Genomic DNA, 25601 nt, shown 5'->3' on the forward strand with positions numbered 1-25601 from the left:
CGGCCTTTACGCCGTCTTCCGCTTGAACGGTGTTTCAGCAACCGGCGTCAACGCGGCGCCGTTTTCGAACCATGCAACAAGATTATCGACGACCAGATCGGCCATGGCATTGCGCGTCGCCTGCGAGGCGGAGCCGACATGCGGCAGCAGCGAGGCGTTCGGCAAGGCCAGCAGCGCCTCGGGCACCTGCGGCTCATTCTCGAAGACATCGAGACCGGCAGCGGCAATGACGCCGCGCTGCAGCGCATCGGCAAGGGCCGCTTCGTCCACGGTCGTGCCGCGTCCGACATTGATCAGCACGCCCTGCGGCCCCAAGGCTTCCAGAACCTCGGCATTGATCGTCTTGCGGGTGCTTTCGGTACCGGGGACGATCACGATGATCGTATCAACCGCCTCAGCCATGCCCTTCAGTGTCGGATAATGGCTATAGGCCAGCCCCTCGCGCGGCGTGCGGGTATGATAGGCGATGGAAACGCCGAACGCTTCCAGTCTCTTCGCAATCGCCAGTCCGATGCGGCCGAGGCCGTAAAGCCCGACCGTGCGGCCGCGCAGCGTCAGCGGCGATAGCGCGAAAGCGCCGTCCTTTACCCAGCGGCCCTGGCGCAGCCATTGTTCGGCCGCCGGAAAACGCCGCAGCGTATTGAGCAGCAGGCCGATCGCCGTATCCGCCACCTCCTCCGTCAGCACATCCGGCGTATTGGTGACGACAACGCCACGCTTTGCCGCGTGGCCCGCATCGACACCATCGTAACCGACGCCGAAATTGGCGATGATTTCGAGGTTTGGAAAAGCGTCGATGAATTCGGCCGCGATCTTACCCTGGACGGCGATCCCGGAAACACCGGCTGCAAGGTCGGCCGTCACCAGCGTGGGATCGGCGGCCGCGACGAAAACGGGCTCGAAATGATCCGGCAGACGGTCGAGCACACGCTGGCTCATTTTTCCGGGCACGAGAATACGCGGGCGGCCGTTGGACATGGTGTGCTCCTTGCGGAATTGGATCGAGTTATTCGGTGGACTGGGGCCGGAGCGGGCCGGTCGACTGGCGGATCCGCATTTCGGGCTTGATCAGGTGGATACCATCCGGCTCGTGGCTGCCGTTCAGCTTGTCGAGCAAAGCGCGGGCGGCACTGCGGCCGACATCGGACTGGCCGTTCCAGACAGTGGTCAGCGCCGGCGTCGAGATCGAGGCTTCCTCGAGATCGTCGTAACCGGTGACCGACACATCGCGACCCGGAACGAGGCCGGCGCGGGCAATGCCGTTCATCATGCCGATGGCGACAAGATCGTTCCAGCAGACCACGGCCGTCGGTTTCTGCGGCAGGGAAAGCAGATGCACGGCAGCTTCGAAGCCGCCCTGCATGGAGCGGGGACCGGGAATGCGCAGGTCCGGATCGACATCGATATTAGCCTTGCGCAACGCGTTGACGTAGCCCTGATAGCGGTCGCGGCCGGTCGAGGTCTGGTCCGTGCCTCCGACCATGGCGATGACGCGGTGACCAAGGCTGATCAGGTGATTGGTGGCAAGCGAGATGCCATAAGCATCGTCACCCCGGAAGATCGGCACGTCGAGGCCCTCGATCGAGCGGGCGATCAGGATGGCCGGCATGCCATTGTCTTCGGCAAGCATGATATCTTCCGGCGGCGTGCCGATGGCGGGCGACATAATGACACCGTCGCCACCGAGCTGCAGCAGCGTCTCGATGAAGGCGCGCTGCTTTTCGACGGAATCGTAATGGTTGGATAGAATGAAGGTCTGCCGGTCGCGGTCGAGTTCGGCCTCGATGGCTTTGAGGATTTCGCCGTAGAACGGGTTCATGATGTCATGCACGACGACGCCAATGATGCCGGAGCGGGAGGTCCGAAGGCTGGCGGCGCGGCGATTATAGATATAGCCGAGTGCGCGGGCCTGTTCCTTGATCTTGTCGCGGGTCATGGCGGCCACAAGCGGACTATCGCGCAATGCTAGGGAAACGGTTGCCGTGGACACACCAAGCGTTTCCGCAATGGTGGAGAGCTTGATCTTCTGCGCCACGTTTCCCCCTCAGGTATCCCGGCTCAATACCGCTATTTTTAAATCCTCTTTAAACTGTTTAAATTGTCGCTGCAATCGCCAATTAAGGCACGGCATGAGGGAGGCCCTATTCTTCTGCAGCCGTGCCCTGGAGATTGCCATCGACGGCGCGCAAAAGCTTCATCAGCGTCTTGATCTGCTTTTCGGTCAGACCCTTGGTCGCCATGTCTTCAGAAATCTTGCCGGCTTCGGCAATGGTCTGCAGCCGGTCCCGGCCAAGGGTGGTGAGATAGACCTTGGTCAGCCGGGCATCCTCATTGTCGGCCCGGCGCTCCAGAAACCCTTGGGCTTCCATGCGGCCGACGGTCCGGGTCATGGTCGGTGCCTTGACGCCGAGCTTCATCGCCAGAACACCCGCTGTCAGCCCGTCGGTTTCGGCCAACGCCAGCATGACGCCGTCCTGGCCGGCATAGAGCCCGCTTTCAAGCAGGTTGCGAGACAGCACAGTGCGCATCGAGCGCGCCGCCTGCACCAGCACAGATGCGAGGTCCTGCGCGTGGACTTCGACGTCCTGCCGTTTTTTCTTGCCGCCCTTGGCTTTCTTTTCGGCCTTGCTCTTCTTTCCCATCGGTCCTCCACCAAATTTCTTGCGCGGCCATCCGTCACCTGTATGACTCAGATGACGGCCATACCGCAAGTACAACCGAAAGGCTCTCAGGAGCATGACAGTCCCCGCACCGCATTGGAAAGACAATGTTTCCGATCTTCCGCCCACAGCGAGAGCGGACTGGATTGCCGTACTGCCGCTCGGCGCCCATGAACAGCACGGACCGCACCTGCCGTTCGAAACCGATACGCTGATTGCCGAGGGTCTCGCCGAACGGCTCATCGCCCGCCTGCCACCGTCCCTGCCCGTCACGGTTCTGCCGACGGAACCTGTCGGCTATTCGATCGAGCATCTGGACGTCGAAGGCACGCGTTCGCTGGGATATGATGAGGCGGTGCAACGCTGGCTCAGCATTGCGCAGGATCTGAACGAAAAGGGCATCCGCAAATTCGTCATGCTGAACGCCCATGGCGGCAATTCCCCGCTGATGACCATTGTTGCGACGGAGGCGCGCGTCCGCTTCAACATGCTGGCGGTGGCGACCAGCTGGACGCGGTTCGGGCAACCTGATGGTTGGATCAGGCCGGAAGACAAGGCGATCGACATTCACGGCGGCGCTATCGAGACGTCGGTGATGCTGGCGATGTATCCGGACAGGGTGGATATGGCAAAGGCACAGCGCTTTACCTCACACCAGTCAGACTTTACCCTTCGTTTCAAACATCTTCGCGCCTATGGCCCGCACGCCTTTGGCTGGAAAATGTCGGATCTGAACGCGCAGGGTGTTGCCGGTGACGCGTCGGCGGCGACGGCCGAGCGTGGCGAGCAGCTGACTGCCCACGCGGTGACCGGCATTGTCGAGTTGCTGCAGGATGTTGCCGCCTTCGATCTCTCCACCTTGCGCTAAGCAGCGACCATCCCACGCGTAGAAAAACAGCGTGAAGATCGCGCCCGCATTTGCGCTGACGCCTTCCATCTCCTATATCAGCGATACCCCTGTGCCCGAAGGCATCCCGATTTTTCCGAGGTTCCCATGACCGAAGCAACCACAGCTGCCGCCAAGCCCATTCCCGTCACCGTGCTCACCGGCTATCTCGGCGCCGGCAAAACGACGCTTTTGAACCGCATCCTGACGGAAGCCCACGGCAAGAAATACGCCGTCATCGTCAACGAATTCGGCGAGATCGGCATCGACAATGACCTGATTGTCGAATCCGACGAAGAAATCTACGAAATGAACAATGGCTGCGTTTGCTGCACCGTGCGCGGTGACCTCATCCGCGTTGTCGAAGGCCTGATGCGCCGTCCCGGCCGCTTCGATGCGATCATCGTCGAAACCACCGGCCTTGCCGACCCGGTGCCGGTCGCCCAGACCTTCTTCATGGATGACGACGTGCGCGCCAAGACCGAACTCGACGCCGTCGTAGCGCTCGTCGATGCCAAGCACCTGCCGCTGCGCCTGAAGGATAGTCGCGAAGCCGAAGACCAGATCGCCTTTGCCGATGTCGTTTTGCTGAACAAGACCGATCTGGTCACGCCGGAAGAACTGGCGAAGATCGAAGCCACCGTACGGGCGATCAATCCGTCCGCCCGCATTCACCGCACCGAGCGCTCCAATATCGACCTGACCAAGGTGCTGGACCAGGGCGCCTTCAGCCTGGAACGGGCGCTGGAAAACGAACCGCATTTCCTCGACCACGATGATCACCACCACGACCATGCGTGTGGTCCGGATTGCGGCCACGATCATCACCATCATGACCATGACCATGGTCGTGATCACGACCACCACGATCATGATCATCACGGCCATGACCACCATCATCACGATCACGCTCCTTCGCCGATTCATGACGTGACGGTGCAGTCGGTTTCGCTGCGCGGCGGCGAGATGAACCCGGACCGTTTCTTCCCCTGGATCCAGAAGATCACCCAGACGGAAGGTCCAAACATTCTGCGCCTCAAGGGCATCATCGCCTTCAAGGACGATGCTGAGCGTTACGTTGTTCAGGGCGTGCACATGATCATCGAGGGCGACCACCAGCGCGCCTGGAAGGACGGAGAAAAGCACGAAAGCCGTCTGGTCTTCATCGGCCGCGAACTGGACCGCGAAAAGCTCGAACGTACGTTCAAGGCCTGCGAGGCCGTTCCCGCCGAGGCCGCAGCTCACTGATGCCGACAGTTGCTCCTCTCGACCTCCAAGGTCACGTCGCTGGCGTGGCCTTTCTCGGCGACATCCCGTTCTTTGCCGAATCCTCCGGCCTCATCCACAGCCTCGATCACGGCCACAAGACCATCGAGGCGCATGAGGGCCTGCTCTCCTGCATCCGCGATGAAGCAACCGACACGCTGCTGACCGGCGGCGAAGACGGCAAGGTGCTGCGCGTCAAGGCGGATGGCATAACGGCCGAACTCGCCAATGTTCCGCGCAAGTGGATTTCGCAGGTCGCTGCCGGACCTCAAGGTGCGGTTGCCTATGCCTATGGCAAGACCGCGCATGTGCGGCTGGCCGATGGAACCGTCAAGGATTTCGCCGAGGAACGCACCGTCGAGGGCATTGCCTTTGCGCCCAAGGGCCTGCGCATTGCGCTTGCACGCTATAACGGCGTCTCGCTGCATTGGGTGGCGATTGCAGGCCAGCCGGTCGACCTGGAATGGAAAGGCGCCCATACCGGCGTCACCTTCTCGCCCGACGGCCGTTTCGTCGTCACCTCGATGCAGGAAAATGCGCTGCACGGCTGGAAACTCGACACCAAGCCCGGCGCCGAGACCCGCCATATGCGGATGACCGGCTATCCGGCCAAGATCAAATCGATTTCGTGGTCCGCCAAGGGCAAATGGCTGGCATCCTCTGGCGCCCCTGCGGCAATCGTCTGGCCCTTCCAGGCCAAGGACGGCCCAATGGGCAAGGCACCGCTGGAACTCGGCACCCGCGCCAACATCATGGTGACGCAGGTCTGCTGTCATCCCGTCGAAGAGATCGCGGCGATCGGCTATGCCGACGGCATGATCATGGTGGTGCGCTTCACCGACAGTAAGGAAGTGCTACTGCGCCGCCCCGGCAAGGGCGCGATCACCGCCATGGCCTGGCACAAGAACGGCAGGCAGCTTGCTTTCGGCTCGGAAGCAGGCGATTGCGGCGTCGTCGATATCGCCGGCTGACGCCGGGCTTGACCATCAGCAGCAGGCTTGACGATCAGGACCTGCCGCGCGAAAATCGTTGAATGCTGTTCAAAAAGGATGTGCTCGCCGGGATTGCCAAAGGTGACGTGACGCTGGCGTTCCGGCGTTGGCAAAAGCCGACCGTGCGGGCCGGCGGCACATTGCGCACCGCTGCCGGCGTGCTCGCCATCGACGCGATCGACATCGTGGATGCTGGCGGCCTCACCAATGAGGATGCCTCGTGTTCAGGCTATTCTTCGCTGGACGCGCTGCTTGCCGATATAGCTGGACAACGCGCGGGCGCCCTCTATCGCATCGCTTTTCATCTTCTCGGTGCGGATCCGAGGGTGGCCTTGCGCGATATCACCGATTTTGGCTCCGGCGAGCACGGCGAACTACGGCGTCGCTTGACTGCCTTCGATGGCGATATTCCCTGGACGTTGCAAACGCTTCGGCTGATCGCCGCACGTGACGGCATCACGGCCGGAGAGCTCGCCGCGAGCATCGGCTTTGAAAAAGCCGCCCTCAAGCAGAAAATCCGTAAGCTGAAAGAGCTCGGCCTGACGGAAAGTCTGCAGAGCGGCTACCGGATCTCGCCGCGAGGACGTGCTTTCCTCGCGGAGACCTGAAGATCCGTTTTCACCACGCCAGTTCCACCTGCGGCCGGCCGTTCGAAGTTTTCTCCACCGTTCGCCCGGTTTCATCGATCGTGCAATGAACGCGTTTACGGAAAGCCGAGAAGCTGTCGAAGGTGACGACATCCACGGCTTCGTCGAAATCCAGTGTCAGCCGGTAGCGCCCGGGTTGTGCAGTCACGGCCTGCACCCCGAGGATTGTCGCTTCGAAGCGCTGGCCGAGGTAATGGCCCTTGACCCGCGAGCCAAGCATCCATGGATTGAGCGGCGGCCGGTTGCCGACCACAGCATGCAGCGTGTTCCAGTCGCGAAAGCCGTATTGGGCTGCCAGAAGCTCCAGCGATTTCGAATGGGTGATGTCCTGACCGCCGGCGGCAAGACCGGCGCGTAGCCGCTTTGCCTGGTCCTTCAGGGCATCGAGTGAGGGAAGCGGGATCGATCCACGCATCGTTCAGTCTCCAACATGGAGCGTGCAATCATTCGGAGGGGGTCCGCCTTGCCGCCGTTCGCACGCCACAAGGATGGACGACCGAAGAAGAACGAGAGACTTCACCAAAAGCTTGGAGCTTGCGGACGGCCGGGGTTCTCACCCGTGGCCGGGCATGTAATCCATTGCGCAGCCCCTGTCAAATATGGCCCAACGCAAGACGGCCGGCGTTACCATCAAGCATCGCCCACCGTTGTCATGCAGCCCCGATCGACGGCAGGGAGAGGAGGGGCTAACCCCTCTCCCTGCGTCTCAGTGCTAGCGGCGCTTTTTGCCGCCATCACCAGAGAGGACACCGAGACCAAGGATGCCGGTGTTGTTGCCCGAAAGGATGCCGCTGAGAATGCCATTTCCGCTGCCGTTCAGGGCGCCATTGAGAACGTTGTTGCCGGAAAGGACATCACCAACGCCCACGGCTGGCGCGATGACGATGCCGCCATTGGCAATGCCGTTACCCTTGCCGTTGAACAGATTGAGCGAGAGGCCGCCGGCTGAAGCCGGAGAAACCGGCGCAGCAACAGCCGCGAGAGAGGCGAATGCGATGAATGCGGATTTGAAGTTCATGTCTTACCTCCGTTGTTCGTGCATCCCTTGTGCACAACCAGGAGGATATTCTTGAAATCAAAACACTCAAGCAGATAAGGAATTCATAATAAATTGTTAACCATAATAAATACAACTTTAACATTTATTATAAATCAGTTAAGTTCACGACTGCAACTGCTGGAAATAGCCTTGAACACCTGGACCGAAGGCATCCATAGGAGTTATTTAACCATCTAACTGCAGAGTGTACTTAAGAAACCTTAAGTTGAGGAATTCATGAATGCGCACCTTGCTGATCACCGTGCTGACCATGGCATTGCTGCCGTTGGCACGGGCGGCGCGGAGTGAGACAACTGTCGAATATTGGACCAAGCAGGGTTATTCGAGCAATCTTTTGGAAAGCCCAGACCCGCTTTCTGGTCCATTTTGGCAAGGCTCTCTCAAACTGAGAGGTACGGTCGGCCAGGATGACGCGAAGCTCAGCTATGCAATCTATCAGGAAGAGCTGCGAACCGGCGACTGCCGGTTTGGCGACACGCATGAAACCGGATTCAACCTTGGATATGCGCAACAGCTGGGAAAAGACGCAGTAGTCGAGCTTGAAGGCTCCTACATCCGCAACAGTTCCGGAGATGTCTTCCTGCAACTTCCGGGAAACATCATCGGATACAGGGCAGTGGACCGCGCCGTTCAGGTTGGCGGAAAAATTACAACCGCCGCGTTTGGGGACAAAACGGTCTTCACAGCAAAGATAAGCCAATTACTCAAAGGCGATGCGCACTTCACGACCGACCTGCTGAGGCCTGCCAAGCTGGACCCCGATGTCGGGCTTCTGACGCTCGGTGCCAGCCGTTTCATCGCGGCCAAAGGCGGCGAACTCTGCCTCTGTCTCGAGTATAATCAATCGATGATCGATAAGGATGAGCAGGCCGTCTACGCCCGCTTTCCGGCCTCGACCTTGCGCGGCTCCCTCGCCTACGGCAAGGAATTCACCGGAAGCCTGTCGCTGATCGCCGAAGCCGGTATCATCGTGCTGTCCAGCGACAACCTCAGCCACGGCGGACGGCAAAGCCGCCCCTATCTGCGCGGCGAAGCCAAGTGGAAAGCCCCGGCCGAACTCGAGTTCGCCGCCGCCTACAAACATGACGTCGCCATTGGCGATATAGACGATGCGCTGGCGGAGGTGGTCGATGGCTATAAGATTTCGGTATCCCGCCAGCTCAATCCGTGGGCAAAAGTGACGCTCGCCTACGATCGCAGCGAAAGCGAATATGTCTATTATGCCTACGACCGAACGACGCGGAACGTCTCGGTCAAGCTGACGCTTGGCGAGGAGAAGAAACCGAAATTCGAATTCGGCTATGCCCATGTCAAACAGACAGAGGCGGACCCGGCCAATAATTACAAGGGCAGCGAGGTCACAGCCCGCGTTAGTGGCTCATTCTAAAATACGCTTGGGATGCCGCGTTTGATAACGGCATCCCATAGCAACGGCGAAGCGTGCTTGGCCGCGGCTAGAAACGATAGGTAATGCCCGTGCCGATCAGCCAGGGATCGATTTTGGCCTTGCCGCGCAAGGGACCGAGCGTATCGTGATCGGCCGACCAGTCGGTTTTGAGAAAGATCTTTTTGACGTCGAAGTTGATGCCCCAATTGTCGTCCAGCATATAGTCGAAACCGACCTGCAGAGCCGCACCCAAATGGCTCTTGACGTCGAGATTGCTGAAGCCGGCTTTTTCAGTCTGATTGTAGAACAACGAATAGTTGATGCCCGCCCCGACATAGGGCTTGAACGCGCCGAAATCGGTGAAATGGTATTGCAGCGTCACAGTGGGCGGCAGCAGCCAGGCCTTGCCGACCGGCACACCGACCGCCCCATCCTCATTGATATTGGCATAGGTGGTGCCGAGGATCAGTTCGGCGGCGATATTGTCGGTGAAGAAATAGCTGATATCGAGTTCCGGGACCAAGGTATCGGAGTAGGTGAGATCGGAGCCGGGCACGCCGTCGATAGAGCCGCTGTCCCGCGTGATGACGCCCAGCGCCCGCACGCGAATTTGCCAGGGGTTGCGGGCCGTCAGGCTCTCGATGGAGACCGGCTCCAGCGGAGCCTGCGCCAAATCTGCCGCTGCGGCTTGTCCCGTCAGGAACACTGCACATCCCGCCGCCAGCGGAGCGATCACTGCGCGTCCGTATCTCATATTGCCTCTCCTTGAAATGTCGAATGACTTTGACAAGGGAGGACTACGCCCACGGAGCGGCAATGCTTTGATTCAAATCAATGTATGAGAAGCGAGACTGCACAATTTCGCTCACGGGAAGCAACCGGCGAAGACCGTTGCATCCATGTTACAGGAAATGCCCTGCCTGCTTGAGGCAGGGCTTTCTCACCCTATTTACCGTGCCGCCCTGGCGAAGGCGCAGCCGCTCGCGACCATGATGCCGGCAGCGCCCTCCAGCCAGCCGTCCTTCAGTTCCAGCGCCAGAAAACGGTTGCGCTCGAACGGACCGGGCATGACGAGGTGTTGTGCCTTGGCAGCAAAGAAGCCGAAGCGCTCGTAATACGGCGCGTCGCCGACCAGCAGGATGGCACCGTGACCACGGGCCTTTGCTTCGCCGATGGCCGCACGCATCAAGGCACCGCCGATACCCCGCCCCTCGTAGGCGGCATCGACCGCCAGCGGGCCAAGCATCAACGCATCGACGGGAACGCCTTCGCGGCTGACGCCGGCTTCGACGTTCCACAGGCGCACGGTGCCGATGACATGGCCATCCGGATCGCGGGCAACCAGCGCCAGACCTTCAGCCGGAACGCGGCCACGGCGCAGCGTCTCGGACGACTTGCGGCGGCGGTTCGGGCCCATGGCCTGATCAAGCAGATTTTCGCGCGCGACGACGTCGCCCGGATTTTCGGTGTCGATAGTGAAGGCATTCTGCGCAAAGAAGGCGCGGACAGAATTAAGAACAGCGGCCATCTTGGCCTCCCGTACTCAAAACCGATTCAAACGGTATCGAAGACAAATTGTGAAGGTGCTGCTCCGGCTTGACCCGGAGCAGACTTTTCAGATGACGCCAATCAGATGACGTAGGCCTTCAGCGGATCGAAACCGTTGAAGGCCACGGCCGAGTAGGTCGTCGTATAGGCGCCGGTGCCCTCGATCAGAACTTCGTCGCCGATCGAAAGTGTGATCGGCAGCGGATACATGTTCTTCTCGTACATCACGTCGGCCGAATCGCAGGTCGGGCCGGCCAGAACGCAGGGCTCCTTTTCGTCGGCATCATGGATGGTGCGGATCGGGTAACGGATCGCTTCGTCCATGGTTTCGGCGAGACCGCCGAACTTGCCGATGTCGAGGAACACCCAGCGGTGGTTGTCATTGTCCGACTTCTTCGAGATCAGGACGACTTCCGCCTTGATCACGCCGGCATTGCCGACCATGCCGCGGCCCGGCTCGATGATGGTTTCCGGCAGGTTGTTGCCGAAGTGCTTGCGCAGCGACGAAAAGATCGCCTGGCCGTAGGCTTCAGCCGACGGCACGTCGCGCAGGTACTTGGTCGGAAAACCGCCGCCCATGTTGACCATCTTCAGCTCGATGCCCTGCTTGGCCAGCTGCACGAAGACGCGCTTGGCATCGGCAAGAGCCGAATCCCAGGCATCGACCTTGGTCATCTGCGAACCGACATGGAACGAGACGCCGTGCGAGACGAGACCCAGCTGATGTGCGTAGACGAGAACGTCGACGGCCATCTGCGGGACGCAGCCGAACTTGCGCGACAGCGGCCATTCAGCACCTTCGCCGTCCGTCAGGACGCGGCAGAATACGCGGGCGCCGGGTGCTGCACGGGAGATCTTTTCGACTTCCTCATGGCTATCGACGGCGAACAGCGAGACGCCGAGCGCGTGCGCCTTGGCGATATCGCGTTCCTTCTTGATGGTGTTGCCGAAGGAAATGCGCGAAGCAGTCGCACCGGCATCAAGCGCCATTTCGATTTCGGCCACGCCGGCGCAATCGAAGTTGGAGCCCATGGAGGCGAGCAGACGCAGGATTTCCGGCGACGGGTTTGCCTTGACGGCGTAGTAGATCGAGCTGTCCGGCAGAGCGTGACGGAAAGCCTTGAAATTGTCGCGCACGACATCGAGGTCAACCACAAGGCAAGGGCCTTCGGGACGTCGGGTGTTCAGGAAGTCGATGATACGTGCAGTCGTCATGGTTCTATCCCCAATCAGGTACGCTCCACGAAACCGTGGAGGACAAAGGACATACGCGAACATGTCCCGGAACCAGCCGGTGGAGACCCCGGATCCAGACATGCGCACGATGCGCGAATGATGGAACAACGCCCCGCCAAGAGCTTTGATCCGCTTTGTCTGCCATTGATTGGAAGGATGACCCTACCGCACTTCCGGCAATGAAGGTGTGCCTCTTCAGTAACCCCCGCTGATGGAAAGCAGGGAGAGAACAAAAAGGCCCGCACCGTCGTTGCTTCAGATGTCCTCGCATTTTCCGGTTGGCCGGAGGAGCGACTGGAGGGGTTAATTCCAGGTACCTTACCGATTTCCTCACCAAATTCGAGGGTCGGCGGACACCCATGGGCACGTGCGACTTTGGGCTGCAGCGGAGATAAGAAAAAACCTTGTCGTAATCAAGACCTTTTTCAAATCGGCTGTTGATTTTTTATTCGCAACAAAGCCCGTTAAGATGTTCACAAGCGCTGAACAATCGCCGTACACTTCCTGTGAAAACCAAGGCCTTGTTTTATAGCCACTTTTGGAAAACAGCTTCCGGTTTTTCCGGAATGCCAAATGTTAACGTCGCCCGCAGTCTTTCGGACGCCGGCAACTCCGGTTTATCGTTGCCGCGACGAAAATAGCGAATCAGAAACGGGGCGGTGGCCCAAGCAGGCAGGAACAGCAGCCCGATGGATACATTAACCCGCATACGCGCTTTCATCGACGTCGTCGATGCCGAGGGATTTTCGGCGGCAGCACGGCGCGTCGGACGCTCAAAGGCGCTGCTGTCGAAATATGTGCGGGAGCTGGAAGATGAACTCGGCGCCCTTCTGTTGAACCGCACGACCCGGCAATTTTCGCTCACGGAGGCGGGCCACACCTATTACCGCACGGCATCGGAGATTCTCAAGGAGATCGACAACCTCGCTGACCTGGTTCGCGCCAGCAATTCCGATCTCAAGGGTCGCCTGCGCATTTCCGCACCGCGCACTTTCGTCGATGCCGAAATCGGCCAGTCGCTGATCGATTTCGGCAAGGCCCATCCCGAACTGTCGCTGGAGATCATCTCAGACGACCGTTTCGTCGATCTGGTGGAAGAAGGTTTTGACGTGGCGATCCGCATCACCAAGCTGGAGGATTCGACGCTGATCGCCCGCAAGCTCGATGATTTCCAGGTTCTGTACTGCGCGACACCGGCGTTTCTTGAGGAATTCGGACCGATTAATCACCCGTCCGAGCTGTCGCGCCACTCCTGCATCATCGACACCAATGGGCGGTCCTACAGCAACTGGCGCTTCACCGAGCCGGACGGCACAGGCTTCAGCGTTCCAGTTGGCGGGCCGATCGAAGTCAACAGCCCGCTTGCTGCCGTGCGGGCGGCGGAATCCGGCATGGGTGTCGCCAGCGTTCCCGATTTCATCGCCCGGCCGAAGATCACCGCCGGCACGCTGGTTTCGATTTTTGAAGACTATGTACCGAAGGATCGCGGCATTTACGCGATCTATCCGCACCGGCGCTATCTGCCGACCAAGGTGCGTACGTTCGTCGATTTCCTGCATCACTGGTTTCGCAAGAACGCGGAAAAATGACGGGGCCGCCACGGCCAGAAAGTCCCAATTCCGTCCCATTTGACATACATTGCAAGAGTGTTGGCATTGCAAGAGTGTTGGCGTTGCGCCCGAAATAGCCAAAGGAATCATCACAGCATGAAACGATCCTCTCTGATCTTGGCGGCAGCGGCCGTGCTTGCGCCCTGCGCAGCATTTGCCCATCCGCATATCTTCGCCGAGGCCCGGCTTGAGATCGTGGCAGATAACACGAACCGGATCACCGAATTGCGCAATGTCTGGCGCTTCGACGAACTGTTTTCCGCCAGCGTTGTGATGGATTTCGACAAGAATTCCAATGCGCAGCTCGATCCAGACGAGTTGCAGGAAGTCGGCCAGACCGTTCTGGATTCGCTGGCGGAGTACAATTACTACACGACGATCACCGAAAACGGCAAAACCATCAAGGTCGATAAGCCGAATGAAATCACCGCCGACTACAAGGATGGCCAGTTGCTTTTGATGTTCGCGGTCAAGCCTGCGGAGGCGATGCCGCTCAAGGGCAATATGTCGTTCGGCGTCTATGACCCGACAATGTACACCGCGATGGATTTTCCGACGGACGGCGATCTCGTTGCGGTCGGCGACCAGCTGAATGCCTGCGAACACAAAGTGGTGCGCCCGGACCCGGACGAAGTGCTCGCCCAGAACCAGGCGAGCCTGACGGACGCCTTCTTCAACGACCCGACCGGAACCGACATGTCGAAGATGTTTGCCACGCGAATCGAGTTCAAATGCTGACGGTGCGGGGTCCTCTCCGCCTGATCGGCCTGGCACTGTTCGTGGCAGCCGCCGGGATCAGCGTTGCCCATGCGCAATCCCCGCTTGGCATCGGCACCGCCGAGCCATCCTTCAACACCGGCGGTATTTTCGGTGGGTTCTTCGGCTGGATAAACATGGAGCAGCAGCGCTTTTACCATACGCTGACCGAAGCGATCAAAGCCATGCGGGATGACCCGTGGCATCTCTGGTCGCTGATCGGGCTGTCCTTCGCCTACGGCGTCTTCCACGCCGCCGGGCCTGGCCACGGCAAAGCGGTTATTTCCTCCTACATGATCGCCAACGAGACGGAACTGAAGCGGGGCGTGCTGCTATCCTTCCTGTCTTCGCTGATGCAGGGGGGCGTTGCCATTCTTCTCGTCGGCGCCGCCTATCTCGTCCTGCGTGGATCGTCGATCTCGATGACGCAGGCGACGCATTTCCTGGAAGTGGTGAGCTACGCATTGATTGCCGCCTTTGGCGGCTGGCTGCTGTTCCGCAAGCTGCGGGGCCTAAAGGCGCGGCGCTTAGCTCCCGCGATAACGCAGGGGCACGCTCATGCGCACGGCCATAGCCATGCACATCACGCGCACCCTGACGATCACAACCATAACCATGCGCCGGGCGACGTCTGCGACACCTGCGGCCACGCGCATGCACCCGACCCTTCGATGCTGAAAGGCGATCGGTTCGCACTGCGTGAAGCGTGGTCGGCCATCATTGCAGTCGGCCTGCGCCCCTGCTCCGGCGCGTTGATCGTGCTGAGCTTTGCGCTTCTGAACGGTCTGTATCTCGGAGGCGTGCTCTCGGTGTTTGCGATGTCGATCGGCACGGCCATCACCGTCTCGGTGCTGGCGACACTGGCCGTAACCGCCAAGGACCTCGCGGTGCGCTACGCATCCAGCGGATCGTCGGCCATGCGCATCAGCAACGGCATCGAAATCTCCGGTGCGATGCTGGTACTGGTACTCGGCATTGTGCTGCTTGGCGCGTCGCTGCAGGGCTGAACTTTAGAGCCCGCGGCCCCGCTGGTAGCGGGCTCGTAGCCAGAAAATCAAGAAGAAACCGAGCACGAAAACCGCGCCGAATGCTGCGGCCAGCCAAGGCGAATATGTGCCGATCCAGAGCATGATTTTCGGCAGGATAAAGAAACCCACCCCAACGACAAGCAGGATGACTGCTGCGGCAATCGCCGGCGAGCGTTCCTTCTTTTCCGGGGTGTTCATGCGGTCTCCTTTTGGGCCAGTTCAGTGCGAATATCTTCAAGCTTGCGCTTCTGTGTGCCGTCACCAGCAAAATTATCCGGCGACAGCCAGGCTTCGAAAGCGGCATTGAGCAGCGGCCATTCGCCGTCGATGATCGAGAACCAGGCGGTATCACGATTGGCGTGCTTGGATAGCATATGTTGGCGGAAGACGCCTTCAAAGCTGAAGCCGAGCCGATTGGCCGTCTTCTTGCTAGCTTCGTTGCGATTGTCGCATTTCCACTCGTAGCGCCGATAGCCCAGATCCTCGAAGGCGTGCTTGGCCATCAGGTAATGCACTTCGGTGGAAAGCGGCGAGCGGGCCATCGAGAAAGAGTGGGCGACACCGCCGACCTCGACCACGCCATTGGCGGGATCGGGTCGCATGTAATTGGCCATGCCGACGACATCGCCGCTGGCCTTGTCGTAGAACACTTCGGTGATCCAGCCGCCCTTCTGCGCGGCCGTCAGCCAAGCGTCGAAATCCTCGATGCTGCGAAAATCATCCTGCGCGAAATACTGCAGGCGGGCATTGATCTCCAACCCGCCAAAAGCCTGCCACAGTGGTTCCAGATGCGCGGCGCGATCATAGGGCACGATCCGGACGTAACGCCCTTCCAGAGCCACCGGCATTGGGGCCGGGCAGCCAGTCCAATGGGTCAAATCACGCATCTGCACACTCCAGGAGAGACCATACCATCAGCCTTCAGACCGGCTCGGAAACAACCGCGCCGGTCATGCAAAGGCCTTGACGCTGGCATAGGACAGCTCAGGCATCCGCACAAATGCAAAGTGATGATGGATCCATCACCACGGCGACTTGATCGGCGGTTGACCGGTCTGCGGCACCGAGGTCTGCGCCGGGTTTGCCTGCGCCTCGATAACCGGGGTCTTGGCCGAAGAGACCGTCGCCTCAATGTGATCGATCAGCGCATCGGCAAGGCCAAGGCGGCCGGCCAGCTGATCAAGATAACCGCGCTCGGCCCGGCTGTCGGCATCAATGGCCAGACGCGAGGCCGTATAGAGCTCAACGCGTTCTTCCTCGGTCACGGCTGCAGCGACCATGGCATCGAGATCGACGGGCTTGCTGAGTTCCTCGTGCAGAAACTGTCCGGCTTCGGAATCGAGGCCGGAAACCTTGACCTTGTCCATGATGCGGGCGCGCTCGACATCATCGATGTGACCATCGGCGCGGGCAGCGGCGATCATGGCGCGGACAAGCACCAGCACGAAATCGTTGCGGAGAACGGCAGGCTCGGTACTGAAACCGGAATCGGCCGGTGGCGGCAGGAGTTCAGGCTGCGCCTGCGCTCCCGGCTGCACGACCGGCTCCTTGCCCGCCTGGTAATTCTTGTAGGCCTGATAGCCAAGGCCGGCGATGGCGGCAAGACCGCCGAGCTTCAGGGCCGAACCCGCAACTTGACGGCCGGTACCGGTGCCAAGCAGGACAGCGGCGATGGCACCAGCGGCCAGTGGGTTGTCCTTAGCCAGCTGCGTCGCCTGTCCGGCGCGATCGCGCACAGTGCCGCCGGCACCGGGGATCTGCGAACCCAACAATTGATCCAGCAATTTCTTCGCATCAAACATTCGGTCCACTCCCTTGAGGCCGGTTTCAGTCGGATAGAGACATAGGAATGCAACGAGAGGAATACAAATGAAAGCGCCAAGCAAATCTACCGCAATCACCGAATGTTGGATACACGATCGCGCCAGCGATGGTTCTCTATCTATTTGAACTCAGCGCAATATTTTTTGCAGGTGGTCTTCGTGACCAACCGAAATTGGCGTAACGCTCGCGGCAAACCGTTTTCCAGTCACCTCCTCGAGGTCGCCACCCCTTGATGTCATAAAAGCATTCCCCGCGGCGGGAAGAGGCCGAGTACTTCTTCTGCCCATCCACCAAAAAGGTCGTATTCCACCCCGCCTTGACGCAGGGTGGAAAGAACGTTGCGTACCGTTTCAGGGCCTCGCATGGAGAACAACTCCATCCGGCACGGATGCGAAAAAAACGATCAGCCGCGCAGCGCGAATGCTTCGGCAGCGAGCTTGGTAATGCCGGCCCAATCGCCCCTGGCAACCAGTTCCTTCGGCGCAACCCAGGAACCGCCGACGCAGACGACGTTGGGCAGCGACAGGTAATCCCTGGCATTCGACAGCGAAATGCCGCCGGTCGGGCAAAACAGCGTGCCGGCAAGCGGTGAAGACAGCGACTTCAGGTAGGCCGCGCCGCCCGCCTGTTCGGCCGGGAAGAACTTCATCACCTTATAGCCTTCTTCGCGCAGGCCCATGACTTCACTGGCCGTGGCAGCACCCGGCAGAAGCGGGATTTCGGAATCGTTGGCAGCGTCGATCAGCTCCTGCGTCGTGCCGGGGCTTACGATGAATTTTGAGCCCGCCTCGACAGCCGCCTCGTATTGCGCGGCATTGAGGATGGTTCCGGCGCCGGCGACGGCCCCCTCGACTTCGTTGGCAACGGCGCGGATCGCTTCGAGAGCAGCCGTGGTGCGCAGGGTGATCTCGATCGCCTTCAGGCCACCGGCAACGAGGGCGCGCGCCAATGGAACGGCGGTCGCAAGGTCATCGATGATCAGCACCGGAACGACCGGCTGCAATTTCAGGACGGAAAGAAGTCTATCGGTTTTCTCGCTCATGCCGGACAGCCCTTTTAAAACGATTGAAGTGAAGGTTCGAATACTCTTCCCATCCGCTTTTGTCGATACCAAACGGACCGGCCGAACCTATTCGGACATGGTGACGCATGGTTGACAGCGGCGCCGACCCAACGCCGCAACAAGCCCGAAGTGGATGCTTGTCCCCACGCCACAATTCTATAGTCTGGATTGTATCGAGGTCGAAAACGGCAGGCTTATCAATGGCCAAGGAAATTGAACGGAAGTTTCTGGTGGCATCGGACGGCTGGCGCAATATTGCAGACGGCGGCACACGCTTTCTACAGGCCTATATCGTTACCATGGACGACCGTTCCGCACGTGTGAGGCTGATGGACGACAAGCGGGCGAAACTGACGATCAAGATCGGCAGCGGCTCGATGACCCGCGATGAATTCGAATATGAGATCCCCGTGGAGGACGCCAGGGACATGATGACGAAAGCCATCGGCCTCGTCATCGAAAAGACCCGCTACGAGGTCAAGCATCGGGGCTTCCTCTGGGAGGTCGATGTCTATGGCGGCGCGCATGAAGGCCTTGTGGTCGCTGAAGTCGAACTCGGAACCGAAGACGACAAACCAATTCTGCCGGGCTGGCTGGGCACCGAAGTGACCGGCGATCCGCACTATTCGAACCAGTATCTCTCAACCAGCCCATTGGTATCCAAGGCAGATCATGAGCTATCATATTCGCCCTTCTGAACATTTCACTGAAGAATTCAAGGCAGTTGGAGCCGAGCAGCTGACACTTGCCATCGCCGCGTTGACCGACCGTCCGCAAGGGCTGCCGGAGGCGATCCACGGCGCCCGCAAAGAACTTCAAGAGGCTGCGCTCCCTCTACCGCCTCGCGGCAGCCGACATCCCGGCCTTCCGGCGCTCGGAAAATGTGCGCATCCGCAACATGGCACGGACGCTTTCGACCTCCCGCGACGCAACCGCGCTTGTCGAAGTCAGCCTGTATCTGCTTGATCATGCTGGAAACACCGACGAACGCGCCGCGCTGAAACGGATCGGCAAGCTGCTGACCGCCCGGCGCGACGAACAGGTCGCTGAGGGGAACCAACTCGAAGAAGGCGTGGCGGCGGCGATCTCAACCTGCGGCCGGGCACTGGATTCGCTCTCCCGCATCACCTTTCAGGATGGCAGTAAAAAGGGCGCCAAACGCCTCGCCAAGGGTTGGCGCAAGGCGCTGGAGAGAGTAGCGGTAGCGCAGCAGGCCTGCACGGACACCACCGATGCACATCTGTTTCACGAACTGCGCAAACGCAGCCAGGACTACCGTTTCTATCTGGACATGTTGCAGCGGCTTTGGCCGTCGGCGATGCATGCAAAGCGGATCGAGGTGACAAAGGTTGTCGATCTTCTCGGCCATCACAACGATCTGGCACTGCTTGCCTCCCTGGTCGATGAACAGCCACAGCTTTTCGGCAAGAGCGAGGACGTCGCCTATCTGCTCTCGGCCGTCATTACCCGGCAGAAAATCCTCCGGGAACAGGCACTGACGGTCGCTGCTTCGGTTTTCCGCGATGATCCGAAAACGGAAAGCCGCAGGATCAAGCTCCTGTGGCGGGACGCAGTCTGAAGCGGCCCTCCTTCCCGGCATTGATACTGCCAATCCCTGTCAGTATGATCGGCCATGTCCCGTTCCACCCGCCTTCTCGACCTGATCCAGCTTTTGCGCACCTACCGCCGGCCGGTGAGCGGCAACTCGCTGGCGCAGCGCATGGGCATCAGCATCCGCACGCTTTACCGCGATATCGCCACGCTGCAGGCGCAAGGCGCCGACATTCAGGGCGCGCCCGGCTTCGGCTATGTGCTCAAGCCCGGCTTCCTGATGCCGCCGATGATGCTCAGCGAAGAGGAGATCGAGGCCTTGGTGCTCGGCGCACGCTGGGTGGCGGCGCGGGCCGACGACGAATTGAAGGATGCGGCGCAGAACGCCTTGGCAAAGATTGCCGCCGTGCTGCCTGCAGATTTGCGCCATGAACTGGAGACCAATTCGCTGCTCGTCTACAACACGCGCGATCTGCGGCTCGGTACCGTCGACTTTCCCGCCATTCGCGAAGCCATCCGGCTGGGCATGAAGATCGACATCGACTATGCCGATGTCAACGGCCAGCCGACGACACGGCGCGTCTGGCCCTTTGCGCTGGCCTATTTCGAAGAGACGCGCGTGCTGGCCGCCTGGTGCGAATTGCGCGGTGACTTCCGGCATTTCCGTACCGACCGCTTCACCACGATGACCGTGACTGACATCCGCATCCCGCGTCGGCGCGACCTGCTTTTGGCCGAATGGCGGCGTGCTCACAATCTCACGCAGGACATGTGATCCTACTGCCAGAAATTGACAGCAGGACGGAATAAAAGGTCTCCGAACCCCCCGAGAGGAGACTGCCATGAAAACCGATTTTGTTCTGCCTGTCGAAAGCCCGGCCGAGAGCGCCGTTTTCTACATGGCGATGTTCGGCGCGTTGCCGCTGGAGCTGTCGCCGACTTATGCAGTCGTCCTGATGAACGATGCGTTGAAACTTGGCTTGGCGAAGAGGAGGAAACTGCCGGCGGCTGTGAATGCCAATGATGCCGAACTTCCGATCTTCGTCGCCGGCCGGGAAGGCGTCGATGCGCTACACGATGAATGGCGCAGGAAAGGTGTGACGATCCTGCAGGAACCCACCTCGTCGGCGTCTGATTACACGTTCACCTGCACCGATCCGGACGGCCATCGCCTGCGGGTCTTTACGCCGCAGGCCGCCTGACCAGTACTTTCCGGCCGCACACCCCGATTGCGTGCACGGCCGGAAAGCTGTATTTCACGCCGCATGACAGACACGATCCATATTCCTCGCCCGGAAGCCAGCGGCCAGTTTCTGGTGGCGGCGCTTTATCATTTCGCCGGTTTCGAACGCTTCGCCGACTTCCGCGAACCGTTGCAGGCAATTTGCGACGGCAATGGCGTCAAGGGCACTTTGCTGCTCGCGCATGAGGGCATCAACGGCACGATTGCCGGGCCGGAAGATGGCATCCGTACCGTGCTCGCCTTCCTGCGCGCCCAGCCCGAATTCGCCAATCTCGAGCACAAGGAAAGCTGGGCGTCGTCGATGCCGTTCCTGCGGATGAAGGCGCGGCTGAAGAAGGAAATCGTCACCATGGGCGTTGAGGATATCGACCCCAACAAGATCGTCGGCACCTATGTGGCGCCGCAGGACTGGAACGCGCTGATCTCCGATCCGGATACGCTGGTGATCGACACCCGTAACGATTACGAGACGGCGATCGGCATGTTCCGTGGCGCTGTCGATCCGAACACCAAAAGTTTTCGCGAATTCCCCGACTGGGTGAAGAACAACCCGGATCTCGCCGCCAAGCCGAAGATCGCCATGTACTGCACCGGCGGCATCCGCTGCGAGAAAGCGACTGCCTTCATGAAGGAACAGGGCTTTGACGAGGTCTACCACCTCAAGGGCGGCATCCTGAAATATCTGGAGGAGATGCCGGAAGAAGAAAGCCTCTGGGACGGCGCCTGCTTCGTCTTCGATGATCGCGTCTCGGTAACCCATGACCTGAAGGAAGGCGAACACACCCTCTGCCACGCCTGCCGCCAACCGTTGACGCCGCAGGACCTTCTGTCACCCCATCACGAACATGGCGTCACCTGCATCCACTGCTACGACACCCGCACCGACGAGGACCGCCAGCGCTACCGCCAGCGGCAGCAGCAGATGGACCTGGCGAAGAAACGCGGCGAACGGCATCTGGGAAGCTGAAGCGCTCAGATGGCCTCAAATCCTGAGTGTCAGCATGGCCGGCCCAGTACCGGCTGCGCTGATGCCAACAATCCCGGCCGAGACGATCGCATCCCAATCCGTCTCTTCCACCAGAACGACGGGACAATGAACCCCATATAACTCGGCAGCAACCATCGCACCGACGGTGACGATGGCGTCGCGCATCATGAGGACGATACCAGCCGGTCCTGTTTTCCGGCGGATTGCTTCGGCCAGCACCGAACTTCCCGAGCTGGAACCACGCCCGGCTTTCATGATGAGAATACGGCCGGTCAAAACCTCACCCTTCTGGGGATGCCATTGATCGATGATCCGGCCGGTGGCGGAATCGAGACCGCCCCAGAAGCTCAAGGGCTCGCTCAATACGAAGGTCTGCCCTTCCGCCTGCCCGGGCACCAGCGTAATCGCCTGGATGGTCACAGCCGCACCACCTTTCCGGCCCGGGCCGAGGCCATACATTCGGCCAGCGATCCAAAGGCGATATCGACACCGATATTGCCCGGCGCGTAATAGGCCATCTTGCCGGAATTGGTCATGATCGCACCGGACATGTCGCGCATGATCGCCGTGACATAAGTGCAGGTATCGATCACCAGCGTTACACCTTGCGCCTGCAGCACCGTGTCCCAGCCTCTGTCCGTGAGTTCGCTCAACACGCTGCGATTGGTGTTGATGTAGATATCGATGAGCGGCCGCAAGCCCTTCATCAGCGGCATCAGACGGGCGAATTCCTCCAAGGAAAAATGCGGCGTCCCGAGGCTGACGCCGACAAGCGGCGTACCATCCGGCACTGTCGAGAGATTGCGCACCGTGTGGCGCAGATCGTCGGCCGTCAGCCGGATCGTCTCAATCGGCTGGCGGCCTTGAAACGCCGCTTCGACCGTCGGCGCTTCCGGCGTCAAACCGACGGCATGGAACAGCGCGACGGCGCCGGACGACGCAGCGACCGCCCCGAGCGCCTTCAGGTCATCCTCCTGCGTATGGGCCGGTAGACCGGTGATCGCCGGGATGAGGCTTCCGCAACGTTTGCCGATGGCATGGCCGACCGCAACGCAGGCCGGACCGGCGTCCGGCCACTCCTCCGGTAGGCTTTCAATCTCGACCAAAATCTGGGCGCGCCGGTTTTCCGGCAGATGCAGCCCGTAATAGGGCGCCCTGCCCGTCAGCGCGCAACAGAGATCGATGAAATCGCCGTAGCGATTGGTGCGGGCGCCGATCACCGAATTGGCAAAGACGATGGCATTGGATTCCGCCCAGGCGATCTGCGCGCCGAAACGTGGGCGGAAGATCGTCTGATAAGGCGCGCAGGTGAAAGTCGGAAAGCAGCCCAGTGCCTCATGCGCATGCATCAGCCGCGCGCCGTTGGTTCCAATCTTGCCGTCGCCATGGAACAACTCCGGATGAATGAGATCGACCGAGCCGACATTCAACGTCGTCGGTACGCGAACGCGGCCTTTCAGGCGAACGAGATGCTGGACGAAATCGAGGCTGACCTCTCCGAGATACAGACAACCGTCGATATGGGCCGCTTCGATATCGATGAAACTGCCGGCATCGACGGCTTCGGCGAAACGCGTCAGAAGCCGCATGCAGAAAGCCGCCGCCTCGCCATGCGTGCCGTCCAGCAATTCATTGTCAAAGGCAGAGAGTTGAAGAGCCATGATCCGGCTTAGAATGCCGGATCATTTGCTGTCAATCGGGGCTTATGATCTCCGCCAAACACGACCGTCAACCGGCCTTGTGATTGCCCCTCGGAAACTGTTCGGCCAGTTCCTTGTACCAGTGGCCGCTCTTCTTGATGGTGCGGACCTGGGTGTCGTAATCGACATGGACGATGCCGAAGCGCATCTTGTAGCCTTCCGCCCATTCGAAATTGTCCATCAGGCTCCAGGCGAAATAACCCTTCATCGGATAGCCTTCCGTGATCAGGTCGGCCGTCACGGCCAGATGCTCAGCGATGTAATCGAGCCGCGGCTGATCATCGACCACGCCGTTTTCGACGCCCATGTTGTAGGCGGCACCGTTCTCGGTGATATAGCAATCCGGCAGCGCGTAGCGGTCGTTGACCGTGCGGATGAGATCGCCCAGCGCCTGCGGAAAAACTTCCCAGCCGATATCGGTCTTGACGTCGCTGACCGGCTTGGCACTGACCGTCGCCGGGAACTCGGCAGCTTCGGCCGGATCGTGAGAAACGCGCATCGGCGTATAATAGTTGACGCCCCACCAGTCGGTCTTCTGGCTGATCGTCGCCATGTCGCCATCCTCGATGGCCGGCATGCGATGGCCAAGCGCCGAGAGGAAGCTTTCCGGGTACTCGCCCTTGAAGATTGGGCCGAAGAAGACGCCATTGTGGAAATCGAACGCCCGCTCAGCCGCAGCCTTGTCGTCAGCACTGTCGCTGCCGGGATAGACGTGCATCGGGTTAATGACGATGCCGACCGGCAGGTTCGGCTGCAACTCGCGAAAGGTGGCAACGCCGAGGCCATGAGCGAGATTGGTGAAATGCAGCGCATGCAGCGCTGCATCCATGTTGCGTTCGCCCGGCGCATGGATGCCGTAGAGATGGCTGAGCCAGACCGAACACCACGGCTCGTTGAAGGTTGCCACCGCATCCAGCCGGTCGCCCAGCCGGGCTATGACGGTTTTCGCGTAGCGCTGGTAGGCATAGGCCGTCGTTCGCGCCGTCCAGCCGCCGTCCCCCATCAGCGCCAACGGCAGGTCCCAATGGTAGAGCGTCGCGAATGCCTTGATATTGCGCTGCTTCAGGCCATCAACGAGGCGATCGTAGAAATCGAGCCCCTTCTCGTTGATCGGCCCGGTGCCTTCCGGGATGATGCGCGGCCAGGCGATCGAGAAACGATAGGCCTCGACACCGAGGCTCTGGATCAAGTCGAGGTCTTCATCCAGCCGGTTGTAGTGATCGCAAGCGATATCACCATTATGGCCCTGATAGACCCGGCCCGGCATATTGGAGAACGCATCCCAGATCGACGGCTTACGGCCATCGGCCTTCGTCGCACCCTCGATCTGGAAGGAGGCGGTCGCAACGCCGAAAATGAAATCACCGGGGAAGCGCTGGGCAAGGGTTTTGGGATCGATCATGAAACACTCCGGATAAGCGACATCTACTGCAACGTTGCAGTAAAACGGTTTGCAAAAAAGTCAACCTCGCGCTGGCACGAGTTGTAAGTTCACGGTCGCAGAGAAGATGAGATATTTATGTTTCAGGGAAAAGAATGGCTTCATAGTCCTGAACACCATTCAGAACATGCAGGATTTCCACCCTGTCTTCATTGACGGTGTAAAAGATCAGATAGCCTCGATAGGACGTCTTCGAACACCAGCCTGCGCATAACGCGGCACGATCGGAAACGCATGGGGCGATTGAGGCAGCTGTTCGCAGCGATCGATCAGTTCACGAATAAAGGTCACGGCACGAACGGGATTATCGCGAGAAATATAATCGGCGATATGTTTCATGTCCGCCTCGGCCGCAGCGGTGAAAACGACGATCACGAATTGCCGTCTTTCGCCTCGCCCTCATATTTGGCCACAAGGCGCGCAAGCACATCCTTTGCAGGCTTCACACGGCCTGCCTTCACGTCGTCGAGTCCTTGGGCGATCGACTGGTCGAGGGCAGCCAGCCTTTTCTCGCGATCCTCGATCATACGGACACCTTCTCGCAGCACCTCGCTGCGAGAATTATAGCGCCCGTTTTTCACCAGATCGGTCACATAGTCTTCCAGATGTTGCCCGAGGTTCGCGCTGCTGGCCATGCTGCTTCCTTTGTGTCCACCGACAGGAGACAATAATAGTTAGCATAACAGCATGCGCGAACCGGATAAAGATCGCGGAA

The 25601-nt window shown here is 59.9% G+C and carries 30 protein-coding genes; 13 read left to right on the forward strand and 17 right to left on the reverse strand.

The window, feature by feature from the left end:
• Positions 1-6: 6 nt before the first annotated feature.
• From ACP7E6_RS10815 to ACP7E6_RS10825, 3 genes are all read right to left on the reverse strand, one after another.
• On the reverse strand, positions 7-978 hold the full coding sequence (locus ACP7E6_RS10815) for a 2-hydroxyacid dehydrogenase (protein ID WP_426229775.1): 972 nt from the start codon (positions 976-978) through the stop codon (positions 7-9).
• A 28-nt stretch (positions 979-1006) separates the two neighbouring features.
• Complete coding sequence (locus ACP7E6_RS10820; RefSeq protein WP_426229776.1) at positions 1007-2035, reverse strand: LacI family DNA-binding transcriptional regulator; 1029 nt, start codon at positions 2033-2035, stop codon at positions 1007-1009.
• 106 nt (positions 2036-2141) lie between these two features.
• The gene (locus tag ACP7E6_RS10825; RefSeq protein ID WP_426229777.1) at positions 2142-2642 is read right to left on the reverse strand and encodes a MarR family winged helix-turn-helix transcriptional regulator; all 501 of its coding nucleotides are present in this window, start codon (positions 2640-2642) and stop codon (positions 2142-2144) included.
• 94 nt (positions 2643-2736) lie between these two features.
• On the opposite strand from ACP7E6_RS10825, the gene ACP7E6_RS10830 reads away from it, so the two are divergent.
• From ACP7E6_RS10830 to ACP7E6_RS10845, 4 genes are all read left to right on the forward strand, one after another.
• Entirely contained in the window at positions 2737-3528 is a 792-nt protein-coding gene (locus ACP7E6_RS10830; protein WP_426229778.1) for a creatininase family protein, read from the forward strand.
• 126 nt (positions 3529-3654) lie between these two features.
• Positions 3655-4794 carry a CobW family GTP-binding protein gene (locus ACP7E6_RS10835; RefSeq protein ID WP_426229779.1) on the forward strand — a complete coding sequence of 380 codons (1140 nt, stop codon included), beginning with the start codon at positions 3655-3657 and terminating at the stop codon, positions 4792-4794.
• On the forward strand, positions 4794-5783 hold the full coding sequence (locus tag ACP7E6_RS10840; protein WP_426229780.1) for a WD40 repeat domain-containing protein: 990 nt from the start codon (positions 4794-4796) through the stop codon (positions 5781-5783). The genes ACP7E6_RS10835 and ACP7E6_RS10840 overlap by 1 nt, the downstream gene beginning before the upstream one ends.
• 62 nt (positions 5784-5845) lie before the next feature.
• Entirely contained in the window at positions 5846-6412 is a 567-nt protein-coding gene (locus ACP7E6_RS10845; RefSeq protein WP_426229781.1) for a hypothetical protein, read from the forward strand.
• 10 nt (positions 6413-6422) lie between these two features.
• On the opposite strand, the gene ACP7E6_RS10850 is transcribed toward ACP7E6_RS10845, so the two are convergent.
• Together ACP7E6_RS10850 and ACP7E6_RS10855 are read right to left on the reverse strand one after the other, a co-directional pair.
• Positions 6423-6866 (reverse strand): glyoxalase superfamily protein, encoded by a 444-nt coding sequence (locus ACP7E6_RS10850; protein ID WP_426229782.1) that lies wholly within the window; start codon positions 6864-6866, stop codon positions 6423-6425.
• 297 nt (positions 6867-7163) lie between these two features.
• Positions 7164-7469, reverse strand: a complete 306-nt coding sequence (locus tag ACP7E6_RS10855) for a hypothetical protein (protein ID WP_426229783.1) — start codon at positions 7467-7469, stop codon at positions 7164-7166.
• Positions 7470-7731: 262 nt separating this feature from the next.
• On the opposite strand from ACP7E6_RS10855, the gene ACP7E6_RS10860 reads away from it, so the two are divergent.
• Positions 7732-8898, forward strand: coding sequence for a hypothetical protein (locus tag ACP7E6_RS10860; RefSeq protein WP_426229784.1), 1167 nt, complete (start codon positions 7732-7734; stop codon positions 8896-8898).
• Positions 8899-8965: 67 nt separating this feature from the next.
• Here the strand turns inward: ACP7E6_RS10860 and ACP7E6_RS10865 are convergent, their stop codons facing one another.
• The 3 genes from ACP7E6_RS10865 to odc2 form a co-directional block, all read right to left on the reverse strand.
• The gene (locus ACP7E6_RS10865) at positions 8966-9652 is read right to left on the reverse strand and encodes an OmpW/AlkL family protein (protein ID WP_426229785.1); all 687 of its coding nucleotides are present in this window, start codon (positions 9650-9652) and stop codon (positions 8966-8968) included.
• A gap of 195 nt (positions 9653-9847) precedes the next feature.
• Complete coding sequence (locus ACP7E6_RS10870; RefSeq protein WP_426229786.1) at positions 9848-10426, reverse strand: GNAT family N-acetyltransferase; 579 nt, start codon at positions 10424-10426, stop codon at positions 9848-9850.
• Between the two features lie 101 nt (positions 10427-10527).
• Positions 10528-11661 (reverse strand): ornithine/lysine decarboxylase, encoded by a 1134-nt coding sequence (gene odc2, locus ACP7E6_RS10875; protein ID WP_426229787.1) that lies wholly within the window; start codon positions 11659-11661, stop codon positions 10528-10530.
• A gap of 710 nt (positions 11662-12371) precedes the next feature.
• On the opposite strand from odc2, the gene ACP7E6_RS10880 reads away from it, so the two are divergent.
• The 3 genes from ACP7E6_RS10880 to ACP7E6_RS10890 all read left to right on the forward strand — a co-directional run bounded on the left by ACP7E6_RS10880 (position 12372) and on the right by ACP7E6_RS10890 (position 15055).
• Entirely contained in the window at positions 12372-13271 is a 900-nt protein-coding gene (locus ACP7E6_RS10880; RefSeq protein ID WP_426229788.1) for a LysR family transcriptional regulator, read from the forward strand.
• Between the two features lie 117 nt (positions 13272-13388).
• Complete coding sequence (locus tag ACP7E6_RS10885) at positions 13389-14030, forward strand: DUF1007 family protein (RefSeq protein WP_426229789.1); 642 nt, start codon at positions 13389-13391, stop codon at positions 14028-14030.
• The gene (locus ACP7E6_RS10890; RefSeq protein WP_426229790.1) at positions 14024-15055 is read left to right on the forward strand and encodes a nickel/cobalt transporter; all 1032 of its coding nucleotides are present in this window, start codon (positions 14024-14026) and stop codon (positions 15053-15055) included. The genes ACP7E6_RS10885 and ACP7E6_RS10890 overlap by 7 nt, the downstream gene beginning before the upstream one ends.
• 3 nt (positions 15056-15058) lie before the next feature.
• On the opposite strand, the gene ACP7E6_RS10895 is transcribed toward ACP7E6_RS10890, so the two are convergent.
• The 4 genes from ACP7E6_RS10895 to ACP7E6_RS10910 form a co-directional block, all read right to left on the reverse strand.
• Positions 15059-15274, reverse strand: coding sequence for a hypothetical protein (locus ACP7E6_RS10895; RefSeq protein ID WP_426229791.1), 216 nt, complete (start codon positions 15272-15274; stop codon positions 15059-15061).
• Positions 15271-15963, reverse strand: a complete 693-nt coding sequence (locus tag ACP7E6_RS10900; protein WP_426229792.1) for a GNAT family N-acetyltransferase — start codon at positions 15961-15963, stop codon at positions 15271-15273. The genes ACP7E6_RS10895 and ACP7E6_RS10900 overlap by 4 nt, the downstream gene beginning before the upstream one ends.
• A gap of 135 nt (positions 15964-16098) precedes the next feature.
• Positions 16099-16878, reverse strand: a complete 780-nt coding sequence (locus ACP7E6_RS10905; RefSeq protein WP_426229793.1) for a tellurite resistance TerB family protein — start codon at positions 16876-16878, stop codon at positions 16099-16101.
• Between the two features lie 425 nt (positions 16879-17303).
• Complete coding sequence (locus ACP7E6_RS10910; RefSeq protein WP_113317553.1) at positions 17304-17942, reverse strand: 2-dehydro-3-deoxy-phosphogluconate aldolase; 639 nt, start codon at positions 17940-17942, stop codon at positions 17304-17306.
• A 221-nt stretch (positions 17943-18163) separates the two neighbouring features.
• Between ACP7E6_RS10910 and ACP7E6_RS10915 the strand changes: the two genes are divergently transcribed.
• From ACP7E6_RS10915 to ACP7E6_RS10935, 5 genes are all read left to right on the forward strand, one after another.
• Positions 18164-18661 carry a CYTH domain-containing protein gene (locus ACP7E6_RS10915; RefSeq protein WP_426229794.1) on the forward strand — a complete coding sequence of 166 codons (498 nt, stop codon included), beginning with the start codon at positions 18164-18166 and terminating at the stop codon, positions 18659-18661.
• 158 nt (positions 18662-18819) lie between these two features.
• Positions 18820-19542 (forward strand): CHAD domain-containing protein, encoded by a 723-nt coding sequence (locus ACP7E6_RS10920; protein WP_426229941.1) that lies wholly within the window; start codon positions 18820-18822, stop codon positions 19540-19542.
• Positions 19543-19596: 54 nt separating this feature from the next.
• Positions 19597-20289, forward strand: coding sequence for a helix-turn-helix transcriptional regulator (locus tag ACP7E6_RS10925; protein ID WP_426229795.1), 693 nt, complete (start codon positions 19597-19599; stop codon positions 20287-20289).
• A 67-nt stretch (positions 20290-20356) separates the two neighbouring features.
• On the forward strand, positions 20357-20716 hold the full coding sequence (locus tag ACP7E6_RS10930) for a VOC family protein (protein ID WP_426229796.1): 360 nt from the start codon (positions 20357-20359) through the stop codon (positions 20714-20716).
• Positions 20717-20779: 63 nt separating this feature from the next.
• Positions 20780-21724, forward strand: a complete 945-nt coding sequence (locus ACP7E6_RS10935) for a rhodanese-related sulfurtransferase (RefSeq protein WP_426229797.1) — start codon at positions 20780-20782, stop codon at positions 21722-21724.
• A gap of 15 nt (positions 21725-21739) precedes the next feature.
• On the opposite strand, the gene ACP7E6_RS10940 is transcribed toward ACP7E6_RS10935, so the two are convergent.
• The 5 genes from ACP7E6_RS10940 to ACP7E6_RS10960 form a co-directional block, all read right to left on the reverse strand.
• On the reverse strand, positions 21740-22165 hold the full coding sequence (locus tag ACP7E6_RS10940) for an aconitase X swivel domain-containing protein (protein WP_426229798.1): 426 nt from the start codon (positions 22163-22165) through the stop codon (positions 21740-21742).
• Positions 22162-23406, reverse strand: a complete 1245-nt coding sequence (locus tag ACP7E6_RS10945) for an aconitase X (RefSeq protein ID WP_426229799.1) — start codon at positions 23404-23406, stop codon at positions 22162-22164. The genes ACP7E6_RS10940 and ACP7E6_RS10945 overlap by 4 nt, the downstream gene beginning before the upstream one ends.
• 67 nt (positions 23407-23473) lie before the next feature.
• Positions 23474-24847: a GH1 family beta-glucosidase gene (locus ACP7E6_RS10950; protein ID WP_426229800.1), complete on the reverse strand. Its 1374-nt coding sequence runs from the start codon at positions 24845-24847 to the stop codon at positions 23474-23476.
• A 207-nt stretch (positions 24848-25054) separates the two neighbouring features.
• Positions 25055-25261 carry a type II toxin-antitoxin system RelE/ParE family toxin gene (locus tag ACP7E6_RS10955; RefSeq protein ID WP_426229801.1) on the reverse strand — a complete coding sequence of 69 codons (207 nt, stop codon included), beginning with the start codon at positions 25259-25261 and terminating at the stop codon, positions 25055-25057.
• Positions 25258-25521: a type II toxin-antitoxin system ParD family antitoxin gene (locus ACP7E6_RS10960; RefSeq protein ID WP_426229802.1), complete on the reverse strand. Its 264-nt coding sequence runs from the start codon at positions 25519-25521 to the stop codon at positions 25258-25260. Before ACP7E6_RS10960 ends, ACP7E6_RS10955 begins: the two co-directional genes overlap by 4 nt.
• Between the last annotated feature and the right edge of the window lie 80 nt (positions 25522-25601).

This window comes from Pararhizobium sp. DWP3-4, assembly GCF_049898205.1.
Lineage (GTDB): Bacteria > Pseudomonadota > Alphaproteobacteria > Rhizobiales > Rhizobiaceae > Pararhizobium.

Bases quoted from the DNA above. Each gene is read 5' to 3' on its own strand.
- ACP7E6_RS10930 (WP_426229796.1), top strand. From the start codon at position 20,357: ATGAAAACCGATTTTGTTCTGCCTGTCGAAAGCCCGGCCGAGAGCGCC.
- ACP7E6_RS10840 (WP_426229780.1), top strand. From the start codon at position 4,794: ATGCCGACAGTTGCTCCTCTCGACCTCCAAGGTCACGTCGCTGGCGTG.
- odc2 (WP_426229787.1), bottom strand. From the start codon at position 11,661: ATGACGACTGCACGTATCATCGACTTCCTGAACACCCGACGTCCCGAA.
- ACP7E6_RS10960 (WP_426229802.1), bottom strand. From the start codon at position 25,521: ATGGCCAGCAGCGCGAACCTCGGGCAACATCTGGAAGACTATGTGACC.
- ACP7E6_RS10880 (WP_426229788.1), top strand. From the start codon at position 12,372: ATGGATACATTAACCCGCATACGCGCTTTCATCGACGTCGTCGATGCC.
- ACP7E6_RS10915 (WP_426229794.1), top strand. From the start codon at position 18,164: ATGGCCAAGGAAATTGAACGGAAGTTTCTGGTGGCATCGGACGGCTGG.
- ACP7E6_RS10910 (WP_113317553.1), bottom strand. From the start codon at position 17,942: ATGAGCGAGAAAACCGATAGACTTCTTTCCGTCCTGAAATTGCAGCCG.
- ACP7E6_RS10815 (WP_426229775.1), bottom strand. From the start codon at position 978: ATGTCCAACGGCCGCCCGCGTATTCTCGTGCCCGGAAAAATGAGCCAG.
- ACP7E6_RS10845 (WP_426229781.1), top strand. From the start codon at position 5,846: ATGCTGTTCAAAAAGGATGTGCTCGCCGGGATTGCCAAAGGTGACGTG.
- ACP7E6_RS10830 (WP_426229778.1), top strand. From the start codon at position 2,737: ATGACAGTCCCCGCACCGCATTGGAAAGACAATGTTTCCGATCTTCCG.
- ACP7E6_RS10895 (WP_426229791.1), bottom strand. From the start codon at position 15,274: ATGAACACCCCGGAAAAGAAGGAACGCTCGCCGGCGATTGCCGCAGCA.
- ACP7E6_RS10850 (WP_426229782.1), bottom strand. From the start codon at position 6,866: ATGCGTGGATCGATCCCGCTTCCCTCACTCGATGCCCTGAAGGACCAG.
- ACP7E6_RS10825 (WP_426229777.1), bottom strand. From the start codon at position 2,642: ATGGGAAAGAAGAGCAAGGCCGAAAAGAAAGCCAAGGGCGGCAAGAAA.
- ACP7E6_RS10950 (WP_426229800.1), bottom strand. From the start codon at position 24,847: ATGATCGATCCCAAAACCCTTGCCCAGCGCTTCCCCGGTGATTTCATT.
- ACP7E6_RS10905 (WP_426229793.1), bottom strand. From the start codon at position 16,878: ATGTTTGATGCGAAGAAATTGCTGGATCAATTGTTGGGTTCGCAGATC.
- ACP7E6_RS10835 (WP_426229779.1), top strand. From the start codon at position 3,655: ATGACCGAAGCAACCACAGCTGCCGCCAAGCCCATTCCCGTCACCGTG.
- ACP7E6_RS10885 (WP_426229789.1), top strand. From the start codon at position 13,389: ATGAAACGATCCTCTCTGATCTTGGCGGCAGCGGCCGTGCTTGCGCCC.
- ACP7E6_RS10855 (WP_426229783.1), bottom strand. From the start codon at position 7,469: ATGAACTTCAAATCCGCATTCATCGCATTCGCCTCTCTCGCGGCTGTT.
- ACP7E6_RS10935 (WP_426229797.1), top strand. From the start codon at position 20,780: ATGACAGACACGATCCATATTCCTCGCCCGGAAGCCAGCGGCCAGTTT.
- ACP7E6_RS10900 (WP_426229792.1), bottom strand. From the start codon at position 15,963: ATGCGTGATTTGACCCATTGGACTGGCTGCCCGGCCCCAATGCCGGTG.
- ACP7E6_RS10860 (WP_426229784.1), top strand. From the start codon at position 7,732: ATGCGCACCTTGCTGATCACCGTGCTGACCATGGCATTGCTGCCGTTG.
- ACP7E6_RS10870 (WP_426229786.1), bottom strand. From the start codon at position 10,426: ATGGCCGCTGTTCTTAATTCTGTCCGCGCCTTCTTTGCGCAGAATGCC.
- ACP7E6_RS10925 (WP_426229795.1), top strand. From the start codon at position 19,597: ATGTCCCGTTCCACCCGCCTTCTCGACCTGATCCAGCTTTTGCGCACC.
- ACP7E6_RS10865 (WP_426229785.1), bottom strand. From the start codon at position 9,652: ATGAGATACGGACGCGCAGTGATCGCTCCGCTGGCGGCGGGATGTGCA.
- ACP7E6_RS10945 (WP_426229799.1), bottom strand. From the start codon at position 23,406: ATGGCTCTTCAACTCTCTGCCTTTGACAATGAATTGCTGGACGGCACG.
- ACP7E6_RS10890 (WP_426229790.1), top strand. From the start codon at position 14,024: ATGCTGACGGTGCGGGGTCCTCTCCGCCTGATCGGCCTGGCACTGTTC.